The organism is Telmatobacter bradus, assembly GCF_048629425.1.
Taxonomy (GTDB): Bacteria; Acidobacteriota; Terriglobia; order Terriglobales; family Acidobacteriaceae; genus Telmatobacter; species Telmatobacter bradus.
This window is the reverse complement of sequence record NZ_CP184532.1, coordinates 3,939,622-3,962,360: the sequence shown is the minus strand read 5'-3', so window position 1 is coordinate 3,962,360 and position 22,739 is coordinate 3,939,622. Positions and strand designations below refer to the sequence as shown.

At 53.5% G+C, this 22,739-nt stretch carries 15 protein-coding genes and 1 pseudogene; 5 read left to right on the top strand and 11 right to left on the bottom strand.

The features are described from left to right. Nucleotides 1-71: 71 nt before the first annotated feature. Nucleotides 72-334, top strand: a pseudogene (locus tag ACOBR2_RS16255) (type VI secretion protein); the annotation flags it as partial. 4 nt (nucleotides 335-338) lie between these two features. Here the strand turns inward: ACOBR2_RS16255 and ACOBR2_RS16250 are convergent. The 3 genes from ACOBR2_RS16250 to ACOBR2_RS16240 form a co-directional block, all read right to left on the bottom strand. Then, nucleotides 339-722 (bottom strand): hypothetical protein, encoded by a 384-nt coding sequence (locus ACOBR2_RS16250; RefSeq protein ID WP_420237153.1) that lies wholly within the window; start codon nucleotides 720-722, stop codon nucleotides 339-341. A gap of 300 nt (nucleotides 723-1,022) precedes the next feature. Further along, nucleotides 1,023-2,396, bottom strand: a complete 1,374-nt coding sequence (locus tag ACOBR2_RS16245) for a site-specific integrase (protein ID WP_420237152.1) — start codon at nucleotides 2,394-2,396, stop codon at nucleotides 1,023-1,025. 45 nt (nucleotides 2,397-2,441) lie between these two features. Further along, complete coding sequence (locus tag ACOBR2_RS16240) at nucleotides 2,442-2,681, bottom strand: helix-turn-helix transcriptional regulator (protein ID WP_420237151.1); 240 nt, start codon at nucleotides 2,679-2,681, stop codon at nucleotides 2,442-2,444. A 464-nt stretch (nucleotides 2,682-3,145) separates the two neighbouring features. Here ACOBR2_RS16240 and ACOBR2_RS16235 point away from each other — a divergent pair, with 464 nt between their 5' ends. Together ACOBR2_RS16235 and ACOBR2_RS16230 are read left to right on the top strand one after the other, a co-directional pair. Continuing rightward, nucleotides 3,146-4,078, top strand: coding sequence for a LysR family transcriptional regulator (locus tag ACOBR2_RS16235; RefSeq protein WP_420237150.1), 933 nt, complete (start codon nucleotides 3,146-3,148; stop codon nucleotides 4,076-4,078). A gap of 226 nt (nucleotides 4,079-4,304) precedes the next feature. Further along, nucleotides 4,305-6,791: a TonB-dependent receptor gene (locus ACOBR2_RS16230; RefSeq protein ID WP_420237149.1), complete on the top strand. Its 2,487-nt coding sequence runs from the start codon at nucleotides 4,305-4,307 to the stop codon at nucleotides 6,789-6,791. A 60-nt stretch (nucleotides 6,792-6,851) separates the two neighbouring features. Here ACOBR2_RS16230 and nikR read toward each other — a convergent pair whose 3' ends face one another. The 8 genes from nikR to ACOBR2_RS16190 all read right to left on the bottom strand — a co-directional run bounded on the left by nikR (nucleotide 6,852) and on the right by ACOBR2_RS16190 (nucleotide 20,322). Next, the gene (gene nikR / locus ACOBR2_RS16225) at nucleotides 6,852-7,316 is read right to left on the bottom strand and encodes a nickel-responsive transcriptional regulator NikR (protein WP_420237148.1); all 465 of its coding nucleotides are present in this window, start codon (nucleotides 7,314-7,316) and stop codon (nucleotides 6,852-6,854) included. A gap of 185 nt (nucleotides 7,317-7,501) precedes the next feature. Then, a complete protein-coding gene (locus ACOBR2_RS16220) occupies nucleotides 7,502-9,124 on the bottom strand; it encodes a ParB/RepB/Spo0J family partition protein (protein ID WP_420237147.1) in 1,623 nt (540 codons plus the stop codon). Between the two features lie 87 nt (nucleotides 9,125-9,211). Beyond that, the gene (locus ACOBR2_RS16215; RefSeq protein WP_420237146.1) at nucleotides 9,212-9,631 is read right to left on the bottom strand and encodes a DUF6908 domain-containing protein; all 420 of its coding nucleotides are present in this window, start codon (nucleotides 9,629-9,631) and stop codon (nucleotides 9,212-9,214) included. Next, the gene (locus ACOBR2_RS16210; protein WP_420237145.1) at nucleotides 9,631-10,617 is read right to left on the bottom strand and encodes an ArdC family protein; all 987 of its coding nucleotides are present in this window, start codon (nucleotides 10,615-10,617) and stop codon (nucleotides 9,631-9,633) included. Before ACOBR2_RS16210 ends, ACOBR2_RS16215 begins: the two co-directional genes overlap by 1 nt. A gap of 439 nt (nucleotides 10,618-11,056) precedes the next feature. Next, a complete protein-coding gene (locus ACOBR2_RS16205) occupies nucleotides 11,057-13,741 on the bottom strand; it encodes a DEAD/DEAH box helicase family protein (protein WP_420237144.1) in 2,685 nt (894 codons plus the stop codon). After that, nucleotides 13,738-15,573: a site-specific DNA-methyltransferase gene (locus ACOBR2_RS16200; protein WP_420237143.1), complete on the bottom strand. Its 1,836-nt coding sequence runs from the start codon at nucleotides 15,571-15,573 to the stop codon at nucleotides 13,738-13,740. The genes ACOBR2_RS16205 and ACOBR2_RS16200 overlap by 4 nt, the downstream gene beginning before the upstream one ends. A gap of 13 nt (nucleotides 15,574-15,586) precedes the next feature. Beyond that, nucleotides 15,587-17,302 (bottom strand): DUF262 domain-containing protein, encoded by a 1,716-nt coding sequence (locus ACOBR2_RS16195; protein ID WP_420237142.1) that lies wholly within the window; start codon nucleotides 17,300-17,302, stop codon nucleotides 15,587-15,589. A 101-nt stretch (nucleotides 17,303-17,403) separates the two neighbouring features. After that, nucleotides 17,404-20,322: an SNF2-related protein gene (locus ACOBR2_RS16190; RefSeq protein ID WP_420237141.1), complete on the bottom strand. Its 2,919-nt coding sequence runs from the start codon at nucleotides 20,320-20,322 to the stop codon at nucleotides 17,404-17,406. Between the two features lie 518 nt (nucleotides 20,323-20,840). Here ACOBR2_RS16190 and ACOBR2_RS16185 point away from each other — a divergent pair. Together ACOBR2_RS16185 and ACOBR2_RS16180 are read left to right on the top strand one after the other, a co-directional pair. After that, nucleotides 20,841-21,494 carry a hypothetical protein gene (locus tag ACOBR2_RS16185; RefSeq protein ID WP_420237140.1) on the top strand — a complete coding sequence of 218 codons (654 nt, stop codon included), beginning with the start codon at nucleotides 20,841-20,843 and terminating at the stop codon, nucleotides 21,492-21,494. Then, on the top strand, nucleotides 21,491-22,699 hold the full coding sequence (locus tag ACOBR2_RS16180) for an XRE family transcriptional regulator (RefSeq protein ID WP_420237139.1): 1,209 nt from the start codon (nucleotides 21,491-21,493) through the stop codon (nucleotides 22,697-22,699). Before ACOBR2_RS16185 ends, ACOBR2_RS16180 begins: the two co-directional genes overlap by 4 nt. Nucleotides 22,700-22,739: the final 40 nt, after the last annotated feature.

Here is a 22,739-nt window from a genome sequence, read left to right as displayed (position 1 = left end):
GTCACTTCGGTCAACCTCACATGGGTTAGCTCAATAGATCACGCTCGGTAGAGGATGAACCCTGCAGGCGCAGCATCGCACTCGCCGTGCATCGTGTCTTCGTCTATGCACGGCTCAGGTGATGGAAGAAACTCTGGAAAACATGTCCGCGTTCTACGCCGTGTTTCCCGGCAACCAGAAGTTCGACGTCTTTCCCATGTGGCTGGCCGAGGACCATCACGCGCGTCCTTCCATCGTGTTCGCGCCGCATCTCGGGCACGCGTATTCGGAGGACTTGGATAACGAATACCTGAACGTCTTCGAGATGCGGACGCCGTTCTTCCAGGACGCATATGCCATCATTGCAGCGGACCATCGACTCTCAACACAAAGCCGGCTGCGGCCAGCGCCTCTTCTGTCGTTTCGCCTTTGGCGATCAGGACGTGGGACTGTAATGCTTCGAGGCTTGGTGGTTCGTCCTCTGGATGAACGAGCGCTGCCACTTCCGCTAAATCGGCGAAGGGAAATGTCGTGATGCCCTGTTGCGGGGTGATGGTCGTGCTGGCTTTGGTAAGTTGCGCAGCATCATCCTGACTGAGAAAACCGAGGGACACGAGAATGTGCGCCACTTCCTCTATGGTCATCACCTCAAGTTGCCACGCCTGCGGCTCATGAGATGCATGTTCAATGGCTGCCAATCGAAATCGGACAATCACGTCGGTAACCATAATTGTGACTCTCATACCTGCCTCCTTCACGCCAGGGCAAAGATCCGGCTAAAAGCCTACGACTTCCAGTTCATTTGAAGCTATGGCATGTAAAGGACCGAATAGAGGCGTTCTGCGGATCAACTCCCCACCGGTTGACCCGCTTCCCACTGGTTGAAGATTTGGTAGCATTTTGGTAGCAAATACCGCCGATTGGGCCGGTTTTGCCGGTTTATCCGTCTCATAAGTCTCATTAGATCAATAATATGGGCTTTTGCCCACAACATGGCATGGAAGAGGTCATCGGTTCGATCCCGATCAGGTCCACCAATTAAATCAATCATTTAGAAGCTCCCTCCTCTCTCGACTTTGTCGCAATCTTGTCGCAAACTCCAAAACCACTCCTCGAACCGGCTTCGCACAGGAATTCTCTGTTTGCGTTGTTGTTGTTTCCAGCGCGGCATTCGTCAGCTCGGATACTTGTTCCTGCCCTCGCTGGTTGATGCGAGTTGTTCGCGCCGGACCCGATCCAAAGGTCCCCGTGTCACTGAGTTCCTCGTAGATCGAATTCACCGTTGAACGGACGCCCTCTTCAAGAGACTGCATATAGACTTCGGTCGTCGTGGCCAGCCGGGAGTGACGCATCATCCCCTGAATGTCCTTGACGTGGCCCTTGTCCTTGGCCAGCGTGGCAATCGTGCGCCGAATGACCTGAAAGGTCAGCTTCGGCAAGCCCAGTTGCTCGGCCAGCTTGTGCAGTACCCGGTTCCGATAGTTCGTTGCATCGATGAACCCGCCGTTACGCCCTGCAAAAATGAAGGCTTCCGGTGAATCCGCCATCGGCCCATGCCAGGTCTTCTGGTGCCGCTGCTCTTCCAGACTTTGCCTACGCCAGGCTTGCAATTCTTCCGCAAGCTGCGTGGCAATCGGGATTTTGGTGAGACTGCCTTTGGTCTTGCCCCAGGGACGAATCTTTCCCTTGTAGACCGTCTCCCTGATCTCGATCTGGCAAAGCTTGGGATCAAAGCATCCCCAGCGCAATCCGAACAACTCTCCGGGACGCAGGGCGTTCGACATATCAAGCTTGAGCACGATCCGGTCCCGCAGTGGAAGAATGGACAGTGCCTTCCGCATTTGATCCCAGGTCAGCGTTGTCTTGTCGGTCTCCAACAACACCGAAGGCACTTTGATCGAACGTGCCGGGTCTTTCGGCAGGAAGTCCTGATCGACTGCCTCGGCGAAGATCGCCCGCATGTACGCTCTGGCCTGCAAGACTCTGTCCTTGGACCGGGTTTTGGCCATCCGGTTGAGGTGGGTCTGGAGAGCAAGTTTGTCGATGTGTTCGAGCCGTACATCCTTGAACGCATTGACGAGATCAGCCTGAATGAGAAACCGCTTCGTCTTGGCCGTCTCTTCCTTCCAGTCCGCCTCCTTCAGTGGCAGGTAGCGGTTTTGGACAAACCACTCGAAGGTAACGCTGCCATTCTTTACAACGCCATCTTCTGTGACATGGCCGGTAAGTCTCTTGATTTCAACTTCCAGCTTCTCGCGCGCCTCGTATTTGGTCATCTCGGATTTCAGCCCGAGCGCAACCGGAGTCGAGACGTTTTTGGGTTGCTTTGTTTTGGGATCGATGACCGTACGACGGAAGTATCCGTACCACTTCTTGCCGCGAACCGACACCCATCCCTTCTGGTGCGATTTACCCATCGCTTCCTCGATTTCTGTGTGGGAGGAAAACGGGCTGCCTCCATTTTACTGGCGTTTGCGCCGCAAATTGGAGGCCAGTTCCCGCTCTCGCAGAAATTCTTCGATCCCGCTGGCACGGTAGCGCAGCACACCGTTGCTCATGCGAATGACCGGCAGATAAGGGCGTTTTCGTGAGGAGTGATCCCAGACCCAATCCGTGCTGACCTTCAACTTCGCAGCAACATCCTCGGCGGTCAGAAGCGGATCAGCCAGCTCATCCAATTGCGTTGTCGGCATGAAATTCATCGAGTCGCTACCTCCTTCATGGGTTCAACCAAGAGATTCAGCAGTTTTGTCTCTATCGAAGAATTGGCCTGTTCCAAAGCTCATAGTCCACGGCAACGTGGTTCCAGAGACTGGGCAATGAAGTCAAAATGCCCGATGCCGCTCTGAAAGTCCAATGCTTATCCGGAATGCAGGTATTCCCCGCGCGCATAGATCAAAAATGGCTAGGTAAGTTTTGCAGGACAGTGTAAATATTTCCCGCCCACGCGATCCTGCAAATACCTGAGCAAAATTCGTGTATCTGCAAGAAAATCAATCCCGTAACTGGAGAGAAAGAGTTTGGCATCCTGGGTGCTCCTATCTATAGAAAGGTGACGTTGCGGTCGTGTACGCAGAGGAGTTGACCATTCTGCTGAAGATCGCAAACTGACTTGCAGTACATGCAGTTCGCCAGTCTTGGTTCATCCCCCAACCAGGAGTGCGCTATGCCTGCCCCTATTGAGACGCGCCACATTCAGGCAATCCTGGCCCTGGCCGAGGAGCTTAGCTTCACGCGGGCCGCGACAAGATTAAATCTGGGGCAATCCAGCCTCAGCCGACAGATTGAGCAGCTCGAAGAGATTGTCAGATTCCCCATCTGCGACCGCAGCAGCCGCCACGTAATCTTTACGGAGGCCGGGCAGGAACTTGTCGATGCATTTCGCCGCGCCGCGCAGCATATCAAGCTGGGAGTTCATCGCGGCCAAATGGCTCATGAAGGCAAAGAGCACATCCTGCTGATCGGGCACTCTCCCTATATCGATCCGCATCTACTGTCGCTGCTGTTTGAGATTCGTCTGCCGCAATTCCCTAAGTTCCGCGTGGAGACGGACACAAATTTCGCGCCAGTGCTGGTGCAGAAGCTGCTGGATGGCGCAATCAATCTCGCGTTTGTCGCCCGCCCCACGGAGATGGAAACAGTCCTCTACACTTTCTTGTCTGAGGCACCTCTTCACGCAGTCATGCCGGACCATCATCCGGCGGCGGACAAGGCAAGCGTTTCACTTGATGACTTTGCGCAAGACTCCTGGATCGTCTTTCAAGAAAGCGCGCATCCGGTTTTCTACCGGACCCTGATGAATCAGGCGAAGTCGCTGGGGATTTTGATTCGTGAATTGCACCACATACTGACCCCGCAGGAAGTGGTGCACATGGTCGGGTCTGGAATCGGCATTTCGTTTTCCACGCAGGCGCTGGCGCGCAGTGTACATGCTCCCGGCATTGTCTGCCGTCCACTCATTCATGACCAGCTTGTCCTGGATACCCATACTGCGATCAGAAGAGGCGACGATTCCAAACTCGTCAATGCGTTTGTCAGAGCGTACCACCGCAAGTACAAGGAGAATGCGGCCATCGCGCCATCTCTGTTCCCGGCGTGACGGCCAAAGCCATAAAGGTATCTCAGACTAAGCGGCATACGTTTTTTATATTATTATGCCGCATACTAATACTATTTTCGTGCTACCAGTGCAACAATGGTCATCAGGGGGAATTCTGCTTGCCGTTTCGGAAGGAAACTTCCGCCCAAGATGCCGTCGCTTCGGCAATTGACCAGAGACTTGGCAAGCAAAATGGAACGCCCAATCCTTTCTGGAGCCTGTATAGATGCCTATCCACAGAACGATTCTTGTTGCCCTGCTAACCGTGGCTTCGCTGCTTTCCACACAGACCGCGATTGGCGCACGGACACCTGATTCACAGAGTCAATCGCCTGACACGAGTGAAAGATCTGCACTGTCACGGTTATCAGGAACTGTCGTTGACACATCTGGTGCAGTGATTAGCGGGGCAACTGTTCATGTCCAGAGCAAGAATGGTTCTCTTCAAAAATCGGCACAAACAGACAAAAGCGGCATCTTCATGATTCCCGGTCTTCCGGCAGGAAATTATCAGCTTGTCGTATCGAGTGCCGATTTTGAAACCAGAGAAATGTCCATCTCTGTCGGGAACCCAGGAGCGATGACTCCGATCCGCATCTCGCTGGCTGTGCATACAGTCAGCACAACAGTGAACGTGCAGGGCCGCGCGGACGACCTCATCGGAATTGCCGATTCAGGAACCCAGGGTACAGTTGGCGCTGTCGAACTGCAAGATCGCCCAATTCTGCGTTCTGGCGAAGTTCTGGAAGCCGTTCCCGGCCTCATCATTACGCAACACGCTGGCGGTGGTAAGGCCAACCAATATTATCTACGCGGCTTCAGTCTAGATCATGGAACCGATCTGGCCATCTTCATCGACGATATGCCGCTGAATCTGCCCTCGCACGCGCACGGCGAAGGCTACTCGGACATGAATATCGTCATTCCTGAGTTTGTGAAACGCGTGAACTTTGAAAAGGGGCCTTATTACGCCAATATCGGCAACTTTGGTTCGACTGGTGCGGCCCACGTGGAATACTTCAAGACTCTTCCTAAAAACTTTTTTCAGGTAGAAGGCGGAACGTACGACTACGGGCGGGCCGTCTTTGGCGCATCGCACAAACTGGGCGAAGGCAACCTGCTGTATGGCGGAGAGTTGTATTACGACAACGGACCATGGACGCATCCCGATGCCTTTACAAAGCTGAACGGTCTGCTCACCTACAGCCAGGGAGACGATGCCAATGGCCTCGGCATTACTGCCCGTGGCTACCACGGAAGATGGCATTCGAGCGATCAGATTCCTGTGAGTGCCGTTTCACTGGTTGGTCTATACGGCACGCTGGACCCGAGCGATGGAGGGCACTCGCAGCGATACAGCTTGCAGCCTGAGTGGCATCGGCAGAACGCAAATTCTGTGACCAGAATCTCTACCTATCTCTTCTACTACGATCTCGATCTCTTCTCCAATTTCACCTATTACCTGGTAGATCCGGTTCATGGCGACCAGTTCGAACAGCAGGACAGGCGCTGGGTAACAGGATTCGAGGCGCATCACACGGTCTTTAGCCAATGGGCAGGCCGCAAGATGGAAAACACCATCGGCCTGCAACTGCGCAATGACTGGATCAATAACGGTCTCTATGCAGCCAAGAACCGTGTACGCATGCAGAAGACTGACTACAATACGGACGATGGAATTCCTGTGACACTGCCTGCAACCAGAGAGCGGGATCGCTTCACTGACACCATTGGAAGTTTTTATGCCGAGAACAAGATGCAGTGGATGAGCAAATTCCGCTCCGCCGTGGCGCTGCGTGGCGATGATGAGAAATTCATCGTTCATAGCCTCGCCTACTCGGCCACAGTCAACGCTGCCAACTCCGGCTCAGCGACCAAGTTTCTACCCAGTCCCAAAGCCAGTTTGGTCTTCGGCCCGTGGGCCAATACGGAGTTCTATGCTCAAGGCGGATTCAGTTTCCATTCCAATGATGGCCGTGGCACAACGCAAACGGTAGAGCCAATCTCTGCGGACGATCCTTATCCCAACACGCCTGCACCGAAGACACCGCCCTTGGTGCAAACCAAAGGTGGAGAGATTGGTGTACGCACCGTAGCCGTCCCTCATCTGCAAAGCACAGTTTCTCTCTGGTATCTGCATAGCAATTCTGAACTGATGCAGGACGGAGACACCGGCGGCACTTCCGCTTCAGAACAGCCCAGTAATCGCTATGGTTTTGAGTGGGCCAACTACTATACGCCTTGGGAGCATCTGGCCATCGATTTCGATATTGCCAATTCCAGAGCCCTTTTCACACAAGTGGACGGAGACGATGCGGCACCGAATAGCGACGGCGGCAAGCACGTTCCCGAGGCCGTCGGACTCGTGATTGCATCTGGAGTCACGTTACACGACTGGAATGGGTTTTCGTCGAGTATGCGACTGCGCTACTTCGGGCCTCGCGACCTGACCTCGGACGGCATCTTCCGCTCGAAACAAACCGTGCTGCTCAATGGTGAACTCGGCTATAAATTCGGCAAAAAGTGGCACGCTTCAGCGGAATTCCTGAATATGCTGGACCGCGCGGACAGCGATATTGATTACGCCTACGAGTCGAGGGTGCTTCCCGGTCTGACCTCGATAGGAATTCCGGCTCACGCATCGACATTTACTCGTGTTGCACATCCTGTCGAACCGTTTCAGATTCGATTTGGATTAACAAGACACTTCTAAGAATGCGCCCCTACTCGTGCGACCTGCTTGTGATGCCTGTCATGAGCAAGTCGCGCTGTCTTAGAGTGAATGCTTGTGCGTATGCTTATGAGGTGTCTTCTTGCTTTTATCCACCCCCTGAGCAGGCACGGTTTTTACAAGCCTGCCGTGTTGTACTCCTTTGAGGCCAATTAATCGGTCCGAAAACTGGTCCACTTCAGACGATTTGCCATGCACAATGAGGACTTCCAGACAGGAATCGTGATCCAGGTGGGCGTGCGTTGTGGAGACTACCAGATGATGGTAGGCGTGCTGTAATTCCGTAAGCTTTTCACCGACTCCGTGCGCATGGTGGTCGTAGATCAGGGTAACGGTTCCCACAACAATGGAACTGGGCGCAGCAGTCTGTTCGCTGACCAACCGGTCACGGATCAAATCACGAAAAGCTTCCGAGCGATTGGTATAACCGCTGCGCTCTAGGGAGCGGTCAAATCTCTCCAGCAACTCAGAATCAATCGCAATACCGATACGATTCAATACGCCCATCTTCGCTCCATTTCAAATCAAATGCCTGCAAACAATAGATTACCCCGGATACGCCCGTCTGGGTGGGCCAAAGAGCCTGACGCGCAGCGACAGCACCTCACTGGGCGGGAAGACGGGCGCGTCCGATGAAAAATGGGGTCCGGCACGCCGGACCCCGCTGTGATTCAAGGTTCCCTGATTTGACTCTATGCAGCCTTGGCCTTCTTTGCTGCTATACGTTGCTGGGGCAGCTTCACTTTGTCCGTTGCCTTCCGCGTGGTTTGCGCTTTCTCCTTGGCAGCGAACTCCTGCTTGACCTTGGTCGTGATCGCGCCCACCTCCACCTTGTAGAACTCGGCGGCTTCGCGCAGGGCTTTCGCGGATTCATTGGAACTGTGCGTCGATTGCAGAACGGCGATTGCCACCAATACCCGGCCAAGGGTGCTCTCGTCGGCCTTGCGAAGAAAGGACGCAAGTAACTTAGCCGGGGCGTCTCCGGTTCCGTTGACCTTGCCGATGCCGTGAAGGCGAAAGATGACCGCCAGACGGCGCTCGTCCAACGCGGCGGCTAGGCGCTCGGTGACAAAGAGCAGGTCGCGCTTCATCAGGCGGACGGGAACCGCGTCGCTGGTTGCTTTCAGGACGCGAAGGCCGGTCGCTTGGGCGATGGCCTCCTCGCGGCGACGCTTCTCCTGCTCTGCCTTGAAGGTCGTGTCGGTCGCGGGCCGTTGCTTGCTGGCGTGGTGAATGGGGCAATCGGGATTCGCGCACACCTTGTGAATGGTGCCGATGTCGCTGCCTTCGGTGATGATGGCATCGGCGGCATACTTGCACACTTTGAATTCCGGGCTCTGGGCATCTTCTTTCTTTTGGGGCTTGTCGTCGCGGATCGCCGTGTACTTGTTGCGCGGCAATACTGGACTGCCTTCTTTCTGCCCACCGTAGGCCGTGCTGATCTGCACAAGGCTGGGCTTGGCGGCAACGGCCTTGGCAACGTGTGCTGAGAGTTTCGCATTGAAACAGTGGGGATCGGTGCAGCGGTCGCCCTGCTTGCCGAGGTCATCACCGAAAAGCAGTTTATTGTGGCCGGTGCGCTTGGGGCAGTCGGCGCAACTGCCCACTGTGGCGACAAGTTGCGCGTCGCGTTTGTCGAACGGCGCGTCTTTCAGGATGAGGAGAACATTCGTCTCAATCCAGAATTGCAGATTGCGCACAGGCAGAAGAATCCGAGCCGGATTCGTGCCGCCGTTATAGACTTCTTTGAAGCAAGCAGAAAGGGCCTGTAGCTGCTGGTCAGCGGGCAGCTTCGCAAGTAGTAGCGCATGGCCTACGCCAATCTCATTGGCATAGAAAGCATCGACGACAGGCTTTGTGAGGTCAGTCATTTTCAGCCTCGAAGCGACAAACGAAGGGTGCTTTCCCACCTTGGCGGCGATTTGCTCAATGCTGTACTTTGGCTCGTCCAATGCCAAAAGCCGCGCGAAGCCTTCGGCTTCTTCCATCGGGTGAATTTCGGCGCGAATCAAGTTCTCGACGAGCTGCGCCTCCAATGTCTCGGCGTCACTCATCTGTTTGATGCGTACCGGCACGGTTTGCTGTTCGGCCATCTGTGCGGCGCGATAGCGCCGCGCACCGGCCACGATCTCGAAGCCGTTTTCGGTGAGTGGCCGGACAAGCAAGGGCGACAGAACGCCCTGGCTGCGGATGGAGTCGGCCAGTTCTTTAAGGCTCGTCTCGTCAAAAGCGCGGCGGGGGTTGGTCTTTGATTCGTTCAGCAAGGAAAGCGAAATCTCGCGGTATTCAGTGGCATTGATGACAGTCTGTTCCATGATGAAAGCTCCTTTCGAGCGGTTGAAAAGTGAAGGCACGCGGAGCGGATACACGTTGAGCCTATAATCCGCTCCGCAGGGAGCGGACTAGCCGCGAATCGATTTGTCGTTAAAGGCTTCGAGGAATCCTTGCGCGTGGATATTGCGGTCCCACTGGCGGGCGAATTGCTCGTGCTCTCTGTGCAGGTCAGACAAGACGATGCAATCTTTCTCGCTCACATATCGTGAATACTGCTCGATGCCGAGGTAGTCGTTCCGGAAATAGAAGCTCGAGAGGCTCAAAGCGCCAAGAGGCGGTCTCACCAACTCGAAGCACATTTCCGGGTCGCGCATTGGGTCGCCGTTCTGCTTGCCGTAGTGCGCTATTGAGATTGCGGGCAATCCGCACGGTCCCGGCTCTGGTGTGGCTTCAATCACAAGGGCCATGAATGGCGGATTCTCGATCTTGAGGTAGAGCGTGGGCCGGAAACCTCCGGCCCGCTCAAGAACGCAAAGAATGGTTTTCATTACGCCACCTCCGCGAGTTCGTCCCGCGTCTCTGGCGTCGCGGCTGCATGTGTCGCGTGTTTGCTGGTTGATTCCTCGGTGATGGCTTCAAGGATCACGGCGGAGGTGCGCTGGATGACTTCAAGACTTTCGGCCAGCAATGCCGCATTTCCGGCGTACATCTGGATATAGTCCGAAGAGGCTTTGCCCATCTCAAGGCCGATAGCTTGGCCAACGATGAAAGCCACGGCCTCGGCTTCTGTCTCGCGCACGGTGGCGGTGGTCATGGTGCGGCGGTCGCTCTTGTGCAAAAGCTCATGCGCCGTTTCATGGACCAGACAAACCAGATCCTCGGCGGGTGTCTGGCCGGGTAGAATGGCAATCTTTCCGCCGTAGCTCACGCCAAGAGCGGGCGCAATATTTTCGTTGTATTCAAGGGCGATGTTCTGTGAGTCAAGAAAGGCAATCAGACGGTTGCGGTGTTCGCCCACTTCGCCGGTAATGTTGTGCTCAAACTCGGGCAGGTCCGCGCCTTCGGTCTGCGCCACATCGAAGACGTACACGGCGCGGAAACCAATCAGCACGGGCGCGGCCTTGGCGCTGTCGTCCTGTTTGCTGCGCTGGTTGCCGTCGTCCTTTGTGCGCCGTTTGCCGACCATCGGGGCGAGAATCTGAATTCCTTTTTCGCCACGTTTCACGAAGCGGCCAAGCTCTTTCCATGTATGGAATCCGGCAACGTGGGTCGCCGATGGGCGCTGCCGTGCAATGCTCATGATGTTGCCGAAAGAGTAATTATGGAAACGGGCCATCGCTGCGAGATAAGCGGTCAGAGTTTCGCTCTTGCCCGCTTCAAGCTGCTGGAGCAGGTAGTCCACGGCTTGCTTTATAAGTTGCTGCGTGGGGTTGTCGCGCTGCGTGGTGCGCTGCTGGTAAGGGGATTCGCTCGGCATCGCCGCATTTTTACTGTGCGGCGCGGTGTTGGCGGTGTTGCTGCTGGCGTATGGCATGATGTTCGCTCTCCTGTGTTGCCCGCGTGGGGCGAGATTCTGAAGGAGGGCGCTTGCCTCAAACCAAATTTCTTTTGTTGAGTGCCCCCGCTTCATGTCTTGCGCGGCGGGCAGGGGCGCGGAGGGTTCTGTCAAGGGCGCGGTTTTTCGCGTTTATCGAAGCGCAGCGGAGACCCTTGACGGGTTCCGACCGCCTCTGCCATAAAGCCGCATGAAGCGGGGGCACTTAACGAAAGAAGAAATTAGGTTCTCTTCCGAATGGACTTGGGGAGGGGAGTTGCGGGGAAGGAACGGCCCCGCTGGGATGGGTAGCGCAAGACGCTGGCACTATCTGCGGCTGAAGCGAGGGAAGGTGCTCCTTCCCCGCGAATGGAAAAACTGAACCACTCGCGGAGAAAGCGTCATTGAATCTGATATAAGTCGAACCGGTTATTCTTTTCTATCGAAATTGCTGAATTAGGCTGGAAAAGGTTCGATTGATCTGAACCATATCGTGGGGGATCAACGAATAACGCCACGGCTTGTCGCTGACACCTGTTGCACGCTCGCACCACTGTATCGCGGCTTTTGCCTTCTTCTGGACGTTGGACGCTTCCATTTCACTTGCCCGCTTAATCTCGCAGAGAAAGCGCGCGTCTTTTGTCTCAACGATGAAGTCGGGGTTATAGTTGTCTTCCTCTGCATACTGAATCTTCAGCAGGTCCTTGGGCGGCTTGAGCCACTTGACCACATCCCCATCGTCTTCAAGGATCGTGGCAAAGCGTCTTTCAGGGTCAGAGTCGAACTTAACGGCTGGATACAAGCACTTCGTGAAACCGCCGAAGACAATGCTGCGAATGTACAGCTTGTCCTCCACAGGCTGACGGAAGTTCTGCGCGTTCTTGCCAAGCTCAACCTCAGCGCTGCTGGAACTGAGACGCTGGAAACCTCTTGCCACTGTGACTTGATATTCCGTAGCCTTTTCCATGTAGTGCTGGTTCATCTGTGTGTGAACCAGACGAACAAGCTCGCTTTGGTTATATTGAAGGACATTCCGAACATCATCCTCATTCGATAGATACGACTTGATGTGCCGGACAAGTTGGCCAGCTAGCTTGTAAAGCAACTGCGCATGGTCGTCATAGCTGATGTCGTCCTGATCGATCAGACCACGAACGATGTAGTTTTCCAGATGTGGCTCCTGAACTACTCCATCACCACTGACAATGCGGAATCGCTGATTATCCGTGAGCCGCTGTATGAGCAAATCCCTTGCCACGGGCGGGTAATGAACGCTGCTACAGTCAAGGTCGAAATCCTTGTAGCCAACAGTGACCTCGCCGGAAGGAACCACCGTAATCAGAGGTATGTCGATTGTGTTCTCGACATACGCGTTCGTCGTAGTGGTCACGATTGCAGAAACATCAACCTGTTCAACGATGCCCGCCAACTCTCCCTGCACAGGACGAATTTCTTCCATGACTTTGGCGATGATCTTCTGCTGAACTTCGGGAGCCTTCAGATCTTCCGAGCGCCGAAGCCGCTCGAATTCCCGGTGAATCACTTGAAGAGTTGCCTCAGCAACCCTTCGTTCTGGTTCCGTCGCAAAGAGTGGTTTCTGAACAGCGACTGCGGCCTGGGAACCGTCAACTGGGGTTGGCGGCGGCGCAATGCCCAGCACGGATAGAATCGTCGGCGTAATCGTCACGGCTTGCGTCGGCGTGTCGGGAATGTCCCTGCCGATCACCACGCCGGTTCGAATAATCGAAGCGGGATCGTTGGCATGATCGACAATCTCCTGGAATCGATCATGGGACACAATCGTGAGCCGATCTACATCGGGTACGCCTGTGCGCTTTCCGTAGGGCAAGCGAAGGCCGCGCCCGATGGATTGCTCAACCAGCGTCTTCGAGTTTGCCGCGCGCAGCGGAACAATCGTGTAGAGGTTGGTTACATCCCATCCCTCTTTCAGCATGTTCACGTGGATCACGATCTCGGTCGGATTGGCCGGATCTTCCACGCTGAGCAATTGCTGAACTGTCTCATCCTTCTCCTCGCCGCTCTGGTTCGAGTGAACGGTAATGACGCGCCCTTTGTAGCGCCCCTCGAAGAAGTCGTCCGCCTCGATCTTCTTCAGCAGGTCGCCTGCGTGGCTTGTATCCTTGGCGACAACCAGCATGAACGGCTTGACCAGCGGCCTTCCCGTATTCCTTGCATAGATGTCGAGTTGAACCTTGGTATGTTCGTGGACGCGGATGCCGTCTTGCAGCTTGATCGTTTCCAGTCCGCCCTCGTCGTAGTTTTCTGCGCGGAAGTTCTCGCGCGTCGCAACGGATGGCTCTTTGACGAAGCCATCGTGCAGGGCTGAGGCCAGCGGGTAGCTGTAGATCACATTCTTGAAGTCAGTAGTTTTGCTTCCCGCTTCAATTTGAGGCGTCGCCGTCAACTCCAGACCGAGGATCGGTTTCAACTCGTTGATCGCCCGCATTCCGGCCTTGCCGCGATAGCGGTGCGATTCATCCATCAGCAGGACAAGATCATCGAGTTTTGACAGGTATTCAAAATAGCTTTCGCCGATGTACTCCTGCAGCCGCTTGATGCGCGGTTCCTTGTCGCCGCGCACCTCGGCGTTAATCTTCGAGATGTTGAAGATGTTGACATGAATGCCGGTATCGCCAAAGAGGTCGGCGGAACGGATGCCACGCCCATTTTCATAGTTGTCGCCGGTAATGATTTCGGGGGGATTGATGGCAAAATCCGAAAGCCCCTGAAAGACATACTTCGGCGATCCCTGCGTGAAATCGGCAGTGAGTTTGTTGTAGATGGTCAGGTTCGGGGCAAGTACAAAGAAGTGCCGGATACCCCATGCTTGGTTAAGGTAGGCGATGAATGCTCCCATCAGCCGTGTCTTGCCTACACCCGTGGCGATGGCAAAGCATAACGATGCAAAATCGCGCTCGCCAAAATCCGTGACCGAAGGAAAGACGCTACGAATGGCTTCCAGAGCCTGCGTTATATCCGTATCCTTGGCCAGCGGGAGAAGTTCGCAAAGTCGATCGAGAATCTCTAGCGATTCCCGCTGCGGAGCGCGGAGGCTCAAGCGGTTGGCGATGGCCCAGAGTTGCTGCTTTGCATTACCGCTCATTCCGCACCTCCGTTGTCTTCATTTCCAAAGAGGCTTGGCATGGTCTCGGTTTTTGCCCGGCGCTTGCGCGCGTGTTTCGGTTCGAGAGGCACTTCTTCCCGTATCAGCGCGGGAACTGGCTCCGCTGCCTGGGGAAGATTGGCGACGTTGAGGCTGTAGTCGTCGTGACCCCATTCGCATTTCTGCAAGACGGCCAAAGGAATCTTTTTCAGCGTGAGATTTGGAAAAGCGTCGTCCTTGCCTCGAAAGGCAGCACAGCAAACCAGCAGCGAGCGCTTCTTGCCAACCTCTTCACTCAACGATGCCAGGTGATCGCGAGTCATGGTCTGTGTCGTCACGTAGATGAAGTCATTCTCCGTGGAGTGGCCTTGCTGCCAGTACTGCTCGCCGGGTTCATAAACGAAGCCCATCAGCTTGCACAGTGCCTCAGCCAGCATGGCAGCGTTGTACTGCTTGCTGATGACAGGCATATCAAATGCGTCTTTTTCAATCAGCGTCGGAGCAATATGGTAATAACGGAAGCCGCCGCCGCCCTTCCAATCAACCGCTTTGGTGATGCCTCCGTCGTCTTCGCCATCAATAACCTTCTTCAAGCGCGGAATAATGTGCGTGTGACAGTGTTCTCCCAATTCGACCATTATCCAGCGACGGCCCATTTTGTGGGCAACTGCGCCGGTTGTTCCTGAACCTCCAAAGGAATCTAGAACTATTTCTCCACGGTTCGGGGAAATCATTTGTATCACGCGACGAATCAGGAATTCAGGCTTCTTCCCCGATGGGAAGTCTACACCTCCTTCATCCTTCAAGTTATTCGTTGGGATGTCAGTCCAGATGTTTGTGACGGGCTGAGTGACAACACGCTCTCCATCAACTTCTTGGACACCTTTTCCCAAGAAATATACTTGACGACCTCTATACAAGTAGAGGGTATCTAACCCGTCTCGCTCTAAGGCAATTACATAATCAACCTCCAAGGACCTGCGCAGATGTTCATGCAACCAACGCGATGGCTTTTGAAGGGTCTTCGTCTCAAATACTCTGTCGCAATTGATGAGAGCAAATTCCAAGGCTTTTTCTCGAACTAGGAGTTGAGCTTCTTCAACACCAAGTTCTCTCTTTGCCATTGCCCATTTAGCGTTAGGTGTACTCCCTGAGAAACCAAGCTGCTCTAAAATGTGATCGTTGATGCTTTGAAATTCCCATTCACTCGCAGGACTCTGTGGATTCGCAATGAAGCGAGAGAAATGCTGAAGATCTATTTCGTAGATTGGGATGTACTGCTGCCGGTAATTGAAGGCAGGCTTGTCCTTGGCGTACATCAAAAGATACTGAGCGACTTGAGTCGGTCCTACATTTACAGTTTTGAAGCTGGAAGCTGTTGCCCCTTCAACAATGACAGTAGCGATATAATTTGACCTACCAAATACCTCGTCCATCATAACTTTGCAATACGCGGCCTCTGTATCGTCCAAATTGACAACAATTCCACCGTCTGGAGTTAAAAGACGTTGAAGAATTGTCAGGCGTTGATGCATGAGGCTAAGCCAAAGAGAGTGTTCAACACCGTCATCATAGTGCTCAAATGCACCGCCAGTATTGAACGGTGGATCGATAAAGACGCACTTCACCTTGCCGGCAAACTCCTGCTCCAGCGCCTTGAGCGCGAGCAGGTTGTCGCCGAAGATGAGCCGGTTATCGAAGATGTCCTTGTCGCTGACACGCTGCTTGGCGTGGTAGCTCTTCTCCGGGTCTTCCAGCAAAATCCGCGGCTCCAGCTTCGGCCGGTTCTCCTTGCCAATCCACGTCAATTCCAATTTCTGCTTTTTGTTCATTGAGATTTTCCGTTCAACTCAGTTGCGAAATACGCCAAATGGAGATGGCCTGATTCGCCATCCAATTTTGCCACGCAGCTATCCGTTCCGGAGTCCATTCGGCGCTGTCTTGTGCCATTTTGCGCGTAACAGCAAAGCCGCTTTGTTCATAGCAGGATCGTTTGGCCGCATATTCTGCAGTGCCAATATCGCGATTGACACCTGATTGCAGCAATGTCATATTGCCCAATCGATAGATTAGGCTACTGGCTTCTTCATTGCTGAAACCGCCCCAACCATCCGGTGCATTTTGAGGCAGAACGTGCTCAATATTGTAGGCATCACTGGTGAAGCTAAAATCCTGTCCACTCAGGTGCTTTTCCAGCGCACAGAGAATGAAGCGGACCACGCGGTTGTTACGCGAATCCGTAGTGCGAATTATTTTTTCTGAAAATGCGGCACGAAATAATCTGTCTTCGATATAGATGCCGCGCATGGCTTGCAATAATGGGCCAAGATGACTCAGGTCTCCTTTAGCAATCTTCCCGGCAATCGTATTGTACGTACGCTCCTGCTCAGCAGTACTGTATGCGCCGATGACGTTATAACGCAATGAAATAACAATTGTTGCTTTCAGTAGACCAGTAAAATCGGCAGCATCCAATGTACGTCGCGCCGCCAGCAATACTGGGAACGGCTGCTTGACACGAAACGTCTTCAGAACGCCTACAAGCTGTTTGTCTTCTTGAGACCATTCCGAAGCTTCTGGTGAGGAGAGCGCCAGATAAGTGTCAAGATCTTCCTCCATGCCCCTGAGCAATTGAAACACAGAATCCCGATTCACCACCTTGGCACGAATAGTCTTGAAGAGATCAGCTTGCCTTGCAAAAGAGTTTCGGCTATTCCAATGTACTCGCAGAAAGTCTGGAAAGTTCTCTGATTGCAGACGGCCTACAATGTCTTCCCAACGATCCTCCAGATTGCGCAACTCATGGTCTGTTTCACCTCCACGATCTAAAACTGAAAACAAATAGTTCTTAAGAAGATCAGTTGCGGAAAGTCGGACTCCTCGTGCATTGAGCGTTTCGAATACCTTATACGCATTAAGTTCATCTGTAACAGTAATCACAGTAAAGAACAAGCGGTCACTGATGTCTTCAACGAATTGCGCAAGCCGCATCCCTGCATCGCCAGTGCTGGCTTTCAGATAGGCAGCAACCTGCCTGTCAAACCAATCAAACGCCTTGCGAAGCAAATGCTCCGAGGCTCGAAAACCTCGCTGAGGTAAATGTCCGAGCGGCACCAAGTAAGTTTGAAAATAGTTATCGTTGTTGCGGTTGAGCGTCAGCTTGGATCGGGAAATTAATGTAACAGGATCGAGATACCCAACGTATGTCTGCCGAATCTGGTTGAGTCGTCTGGCATTTGCTTCTGATTCATTGCCGCCATCTATAAGACGCTGGATATTTTTGAGAACAGCCAGCACAATAAGACTAATAGTTGTCAGACGCTGCTGACCGTCGATAACGTCAAATGTCTTATCGTCCGCGGATTGAAGAACTAGGTAGCCCATGTAATGCGATGCATCACCGTCATCTTTCAATGTTCCAAGAATGTCAGCCCACAGGTCTTCCCACTCATCGTCCGTCCAGCTGTAGTCACGCTGGAAGCGTGGAATACGGTAGGTAAGGCCGTTACCAATCAGCTTACGAAAAGTGTTGTTCTCTGTTTTGAAGTTTGTAGCCGCCATGCTGCCTCCGTAGTTCGATCTTAGATGCCAATCTAATGGCTACTCTGGGGTAAATCCTGCATTTATGCCATTATTCGATTTTACGGCATAGTTTCATTTGCTCATGCCAGCCTCCAGCGAATCCTGAATATCTCTATTTGTTGCTGGCCCTGAGCCATGCGCGCTTCAATATCCGCAATCAGCCCATCGCGGCGGGCTTCAACTTCATCCTGGGCAACGAAGAGATCCTTGCGCTTTTGGTTCCTGGTCGTTTGGAGAGCCTTGATCGCGCGCTGGTGGACAAGTTTGTCTGCAAGTGACGCGGCAGAGGAAGAGGTGCGCTTGGCCTCGCGAATATCCTGGTCAAGGTCTTTGATCTCCTGTTCCAGACCAAGTTTGAGATCTTCGCTCCAGCGGTCGAGTTTGGTGACTTCCTGATCGAGCCAGTGCGTATTGCGTAGACCTATGTCATCGAGAATCTCACGCTGCTGGGCCTTAATTCGATTCTCAAGGATCTGCTCATCAAGATGAGTCAGAGGCAAAGAAAGTATCGGTTGGCCAGCCTCAGCAGGCAGGTCGAAAAGACGCTTACAGGTATCAGAATCGAGGAATGTTCCGTCGTCTCGAACTCCCGCGAAAAGGATGTGGTCTTCGACCTCGAAGGCTTCGACGGAGAACTTCGTACAAAGGAGCCAGCCAGATTGGCCAGAGTGCGGCTCCAGAATAGCGAGCCGCTTGCCGCTCTGACTGAGGTTGAAGCGCAACTCCACAGGCGGCGTTTCCAAGGAGAGGCATTGTTCCAAAACGCGCTGCGCTAACGGGTGGCCAACGCGGTAGGTGTTGGCATCCTCCACGTTGCGGCCCATGCGGTATGGGCCAGGATGGATGGTCTCGGCCTGATTGACAGAGACGGGGAACGGGTTCCGTTCGAGTTGAAATCCATACCCTGTGGAATCGAACCGCGCATAAGGGGCCAGGTAAAAGCTGGTCGCCCGCCAGAGTAGCTCCTCGAAACGGTTGCGAGAGTTGTTGGCTTCAATGCGAACCTTTTCGATAACCTCTTGGTCAAAGTTATTGAGAAGCTGCTCCTGTGCAACGGCCTTGGCCTCGGTGATCTCGGAACCAAGTTCTTCTTGGAGCTTGTCGAATTGGAAAACGATTTGCTCTGGAGTACGGCATTGCTGATAGATGCCGACAATACGTTTCTCAAAATCGACGCCGGACTGAATGGCCCCAAGCACTTCATCGGAGGCTCCGAAGACGCCGTCAAAGAGGCGAAACTTTTGGTCGAGGAGCTGATAGATGCGCACATCGGCGGCATTGGAGCGGTTAAGGAAGTTGACGACAACCACGTCATACTTCTGTCCATAGCGATGGCAGCGACCAATTCGCTGCTCGATACGCTGCGGATTCCAGGGCATGTCGTAGTTGACGACAAGATTGCAGAATTGGAGGTTGATGCCTTCGGCAGCGGCCTCCGTTGCAATCATAATGCTCGCTTCATCACGGAAATACTCTACGATGGCTGCGCGCTTGTCTGCGGTAGGTGATCCAGTGGCACGGTCTGTATTGGCGTTGCGCTTGAGCCATTCGCGGTAAATCTCCGCGCTTTTGGCATCATTGTTAGTGCCATTGAAAAGGACCACTTTCCCTGCAAAATCGGAGGATTCCAGTAGTCGGTAGAGATATTCCTGGGTGCGGCGAGACTCGGTGAAGATGATGGCTTTTTGTTGAAGGACGCCATTGTTCTGACTAGCACGGGCTTTGCTGGCTGCTTCGAATCCCTTGCGGAGTGCGGTGAGCAGCACCTCTCCCTTCGAGTTTTTATGAATGCTTTTCGCCAACTCATGAAACTCGCGGAGCTTTTCTTTTTCGAGGCGCAGTTCCTCGCGCTGCTCTGGAGAAAGTTGCTGCGCAACATTGGGCGGGGCGGAGCCTTCTTCAGGTTCGTCTTCCAGCCATTCATCTTCGATTTCCTGAAGAGCATCGAAGTTCTCAGCGAGTTCCTCTGGCGGCGCATCAAGAGATGCTTGTGCCTTCTCGACGGCTTCAAGTTTGTTGGCAAGCCCCAGCAAGGTGTCGGAGATGGCATAGGTGGAAGATGCCAGCAACTTTCGGAGGATGAGTGTCATCAACTGACGCTGGCTGGCAGGAAGAGCATAGAGATGCAGTGATTGCAGATACTCGGAGACGAGGGTATAGAGCCGCTGTTCGTCGTCGTTCGGAATGAATTCTTGTACCAGCGCATGGCGATTGGTGTAGTTGACGTAAGGGAGAACCTGCCTGCGAAGAGTGCGCTGACAGACAGGACGGATGCGCTCTCGCAGTGCGCGATAGTCGTCCGGTGTGTTCATACGCGAAAACTGGCTTCGGAAGCTCTTCAGGTCGCCGAAGGTAAACTCGTCAATAATGCTGACAAGGCCGTACAGCTCAAGGAGAGAGTTCTGAAGCGGCGTCGCTGTAAGGAGCGCCTTTTGTCGATCACCAATTGCAGTCTTGATGGCGTTGGCGATTTTGTTGCTGGCCTTGTACACGTTTCGTAGGCGATGCGCTTCATCAATGACAACCAGATCCCAAGGAGTCTGGCGGACGTAGGCATCTTTGGTTCTGGCGAACTGGAAGGAACACAGAATAATCTTGGGCTGGTCGAATGGATTGAGGTTGCCGCTTTTGATCTCCTCATTGAAGGTCTTGGATTCGAGAATCGCGGAGGGGAGAAAAAACTTGTCGGCCAGTTCCTGGCCCCACTGCTTGCGCAGGTTGGCGGGGCAGATGACAAGCAGACGACGACGGCGTTCCGCCCAGCGCTGGGAAAGCAGAATGCCTGCTTCGATGGTCTTGCCGAGGCCAACCTCATCCGCGAGGATGGCACCACGAGAGAGCGGTGACCTGAAGGCAAAGAGCGCAGCTTCGACCTGGTGGGGATTCAGATCAACTTGGGCGTCTGCCAGAGCCGATGTCAAACTATCAATTGACGCCGAACTGGACCGTTTGGTCAGTTCGTGGGCAAAATACCGAGCGTGATAGGGCGTCAGCTTCATTTGTCATGTAAAACGCAGAAAAACAATAAGTTGCGTTCTCTATTCCGTTCGTGTAACGGAGAGGGTGCACACCTAAGATCTTCAGAATCAAAGAATCCACGTTGCCCATCATGATAAATGAGGGCGGCAGCTCAAGGTGCCGACAAGGGTGGAAAATCGGAGCCAAAGGGCGATGCGAGAAATTATTCGCTCCTGCCAGTTGCGAGGAAGAATCGGCCACGTATGAACAGAAAGTGGTGAACTTCGGCAACTCGCTCCCGTCCTAGATGAGATCGCATTTGTTGGCGGTGTTGCGCTCGGGCTTTTGATTACCAACGAAGCCGCTGCGCCCACCCGACGGCGGGCTGTATGGCGACGGTCGGCAAGATTTTACCCTTGCCCTCCCCATCAAGGCCGGTTCGCACGGCCAAAACCTCTGAGAATCGAGAAAAAGGTCTGTTTGCTCGAAATAAATGTTGATAACGAAATTATTTAAGCATATATTCCTAATTAGCGAAATCTTCGTACGGAGTTGCTTCGTGGCCTTCCAGATCGATACTACGATTCCTGAACTACTGGTTAGTTCGCTGTCCATTGACCTTATTACCAGCATAGAGGAAGGTTTCCCTGTTGGTGCGCAGCGCGCCTATGCTGCGGCACGGGGCATGGAAGAGGGCCATCTCCCCACCGTCGTAGGACAACTCCGCCATTTCCATATGAACGAAACTTTTCACAGAGCACTTGCTGTTAATCATGCGAATCCTTCGCCCTTGCGCGGAAACAAAGTTGTGGTAGGACAAGCAGGCATTTTTTCTGTGGCGCGATTCAATATCCATGAAGGCTATTGGACGAACTACAGGCGGAGCCTCACGCGTAAGCAGTTGTCTGAGGCCAATAGGTCTATTGAACCCTTGGTGCAGCCGGAACTCTTTTCCAGCTATACACCTGCAACTAAGGCCGTTGTGTTTTTTGTTGCGGTCTTTGCGGGTTCGCTGCGCATTAGCCCTGAAGCCCCTACCTCAATCCAAATTGCCGTCCCCGATAGTCAAATGAAGAGCTGGCTCTTTAGAGAGCCTATTTCTTCGTTCCTTGAACGGTACAATCGTGCGCAAGATGTACAGCGTGATCTTGCTGTACCCAGATTGAAAAAGATCGCCGATCAGCAGCAACGGAATGATGGTACAGGAAAATGAGTAGGATCGGAGTTCAAGGTTTTCAAACTGGTCGCCTAGACCAGATTCTCGCTGCTCGTCGTTTGAGTCAGACTCAACTTGCAGCTATGGTGGGTGTTTCACCAGCCACAATCAGCAAATGGCGCACTGGCGTTCAGCCTCCTGAACGCGAAGCTCTGGACCGCCTCGCAAACGTTGTGAACGTCTCGCCAGAGTGGTTTACGCGGCCTGTTGTGCCAAGAACATCGATGACCTTATTTCGCAGCAATGCCTCTGCGCATGTTGCTGCGCGAAACATGCTTTCTGCTCGAATTGAATGGGCCGAGGACGTAGCTGTTGCTCTTTCGGATTTTGTGGATTTCCCAGAGCTCAATTTGCCCGTACGGAATTATGAGAATCCTGAAGAGATTACTACGGAGGAGATTGAACAGGCCGCGTGTGAGTGTCGGGAACTCTGGCGACTGGGGCGTGCCTATATCCAAGACTTGGCACTCGCCGCCGAAAGTGCTGGTGTCATTCTTATTCGCGAAGAAACAGGAGTTGCCCAGATTGAGGGTCTCTCTACGTGGAGCGACTGCCTTAGCAGGCCGTTAGTATTGCTTTCGGCTGACAAGGATAACGGCTATCGGAGCAGATTCGATTTGGCTCATGAGCTAGGACATCTCGTTCTTCATCGGCACATAAAGCGCCCGACAGAGCCGGAGAGATTCAAGATGCTTGAGCAACAGGCCCACCGCTTCTCGGGTGCGCTACTGTTGCCAGCGGATACGCTTGCCCGAGATGTCCGCATCCCTCCAACACTAGATGACTTGCTGCTTCTTAAACATCGATGTGGTGTTTCAGTCGGGGCGATTATCATGCGCCTATACGCGATTGAGTTGCTGGATGATGCTGGTAAGCTGGCGCTATTGAAGAGCCGTTCTTACAAATGGGGGGCAAAGTCTGAACCGGGAGACCATGATCGTGTGCCCGAGCAGCCTCGATTGCTGAAACGCACGATTGACTTGCTGGTCGATGAAAAGGTTATGCCGCTTGAATCAATTCCGAAACATGTTGGGCTTTCCGATTCAGACGTAGAAATGCTTGCCGGATTGCCCGAAGGGTATTTCAAAGGAAAATCCGACAATATCGTGCAGTTTGCGCGGTTGAAATCGTCAATGCCCTTTACACGGAAAAATGATAGTGGCAATGTGCTGGTTCCTTTTCGCCAGTCATCTAAGCAGTAACTTTATGAGGAGCGCAGGGCGGAATCATTTCCGCCTTACG

Excerpts from the sequence above, each read along its gene's own strand:
- ACOBR2_RS16215 (WP_420237146.1), bottom strand. The coding sequence starts at position 9,631 with ATGAAAACCATTCTTTGCGTTCTTGAGCGGGCCGGAGGTTTCCGGCCC.
- ACOBR2_RS16250 (WP_420237153.1), bottom strand. The coding sequence starts at position 722 with ATGAGAGTCACAATTATGGTTACCGACGTGATTGTCCGATTTCGATTG.
- ACOBR2_RS16230 (WP_420237149.1), top strand. The coding sequence starts at position 4,305 with ATGCCTATCCACAGAACGATTCTTGTTGCCCTGCTAACCGTGGCTTCG.
- nikR (WP_420237148.1), bottom strand. The coding sequence starts at position 7,316 with ATGGGCGTATTGAATCGTATCGGTATTGCGATTGATTCTGAGTTGCTG.
- ACOBR2_RS16240 (WP_420237151.1), bottom strand. The coding sequence starts at position 2,681 with ATGAATTTCATGCCGACAACGCAATTGGATGAGCTGGCTGATCCGCTT.
- ACOBR2_RS16190 (WP_420237141.1), bottom strand. The coding sequence starts at position 20,322 with ATGAAGCTGACGCCCTATCACGCTCGGTATTTTGCCCACGAACTGACC.
- ACOBR2_RS16200 (WP_420237143.1), bottom strand. The coding sequence starts at position 15,573 with ATGAACAAAAAGCAGAAATTGGAATTGACGTGGATTGGCAAGGAGAAC.
- ACOBR2_RS16235 (WP_420237150.1), top strand. The coding sequence starts at position 3,146 with ATGCCTGCCCCTATTGAGACGCGCCACATTCAGGCAATCCTGGCCCTG.
- ACOBR2_RS16195 (WP_420237142.1), bottom strand. The coding sequence starts at position 17,302 with ATGGCGGCTACAAACTTCAAAACAGAGAACAACACTTTTCGTAAGCTG.
- ACOBR2_RS16245 (WP_420237152.1), bottom strand. The coding sequence starts at position 2,396 with ATGGGTAAATCGCACCAGAAGGGATGGGTGTCGGTTCGCGGCAAGAAG.
- ACOBR2_RS16220 (WP_420237147.1), bottom strand. The coding sequence starts at position 9,124 with ATGGAACAGACTGTCATCAATGCCACTGAATACCGCGAGATTTCGCTT.
- ACOBR2_RS16210 (WP_420237145.1), bottom strand. The coding sequence starts at position 10,617 with ATGCCATACGCCAGCAGCAACACCGCCAACACCGCGCCGCACAGTAAA.
- ACOBR2_RS16180 (WP_420237139.1), top strand. The coding sequence starts at position 21,491 with ATGAGTAGGATCGGAGTTCAAGGTTTTCAAACTGGTCGCCTAGACCAG.
- ACOBR2_RS16205 (WP_420237144.1), bottom strand. The coding sequence starts at position 13,741 with ATGAGCGGTAATGCAAAGCAGCAACTCTGGGCCATCGCCAACCGCTTG.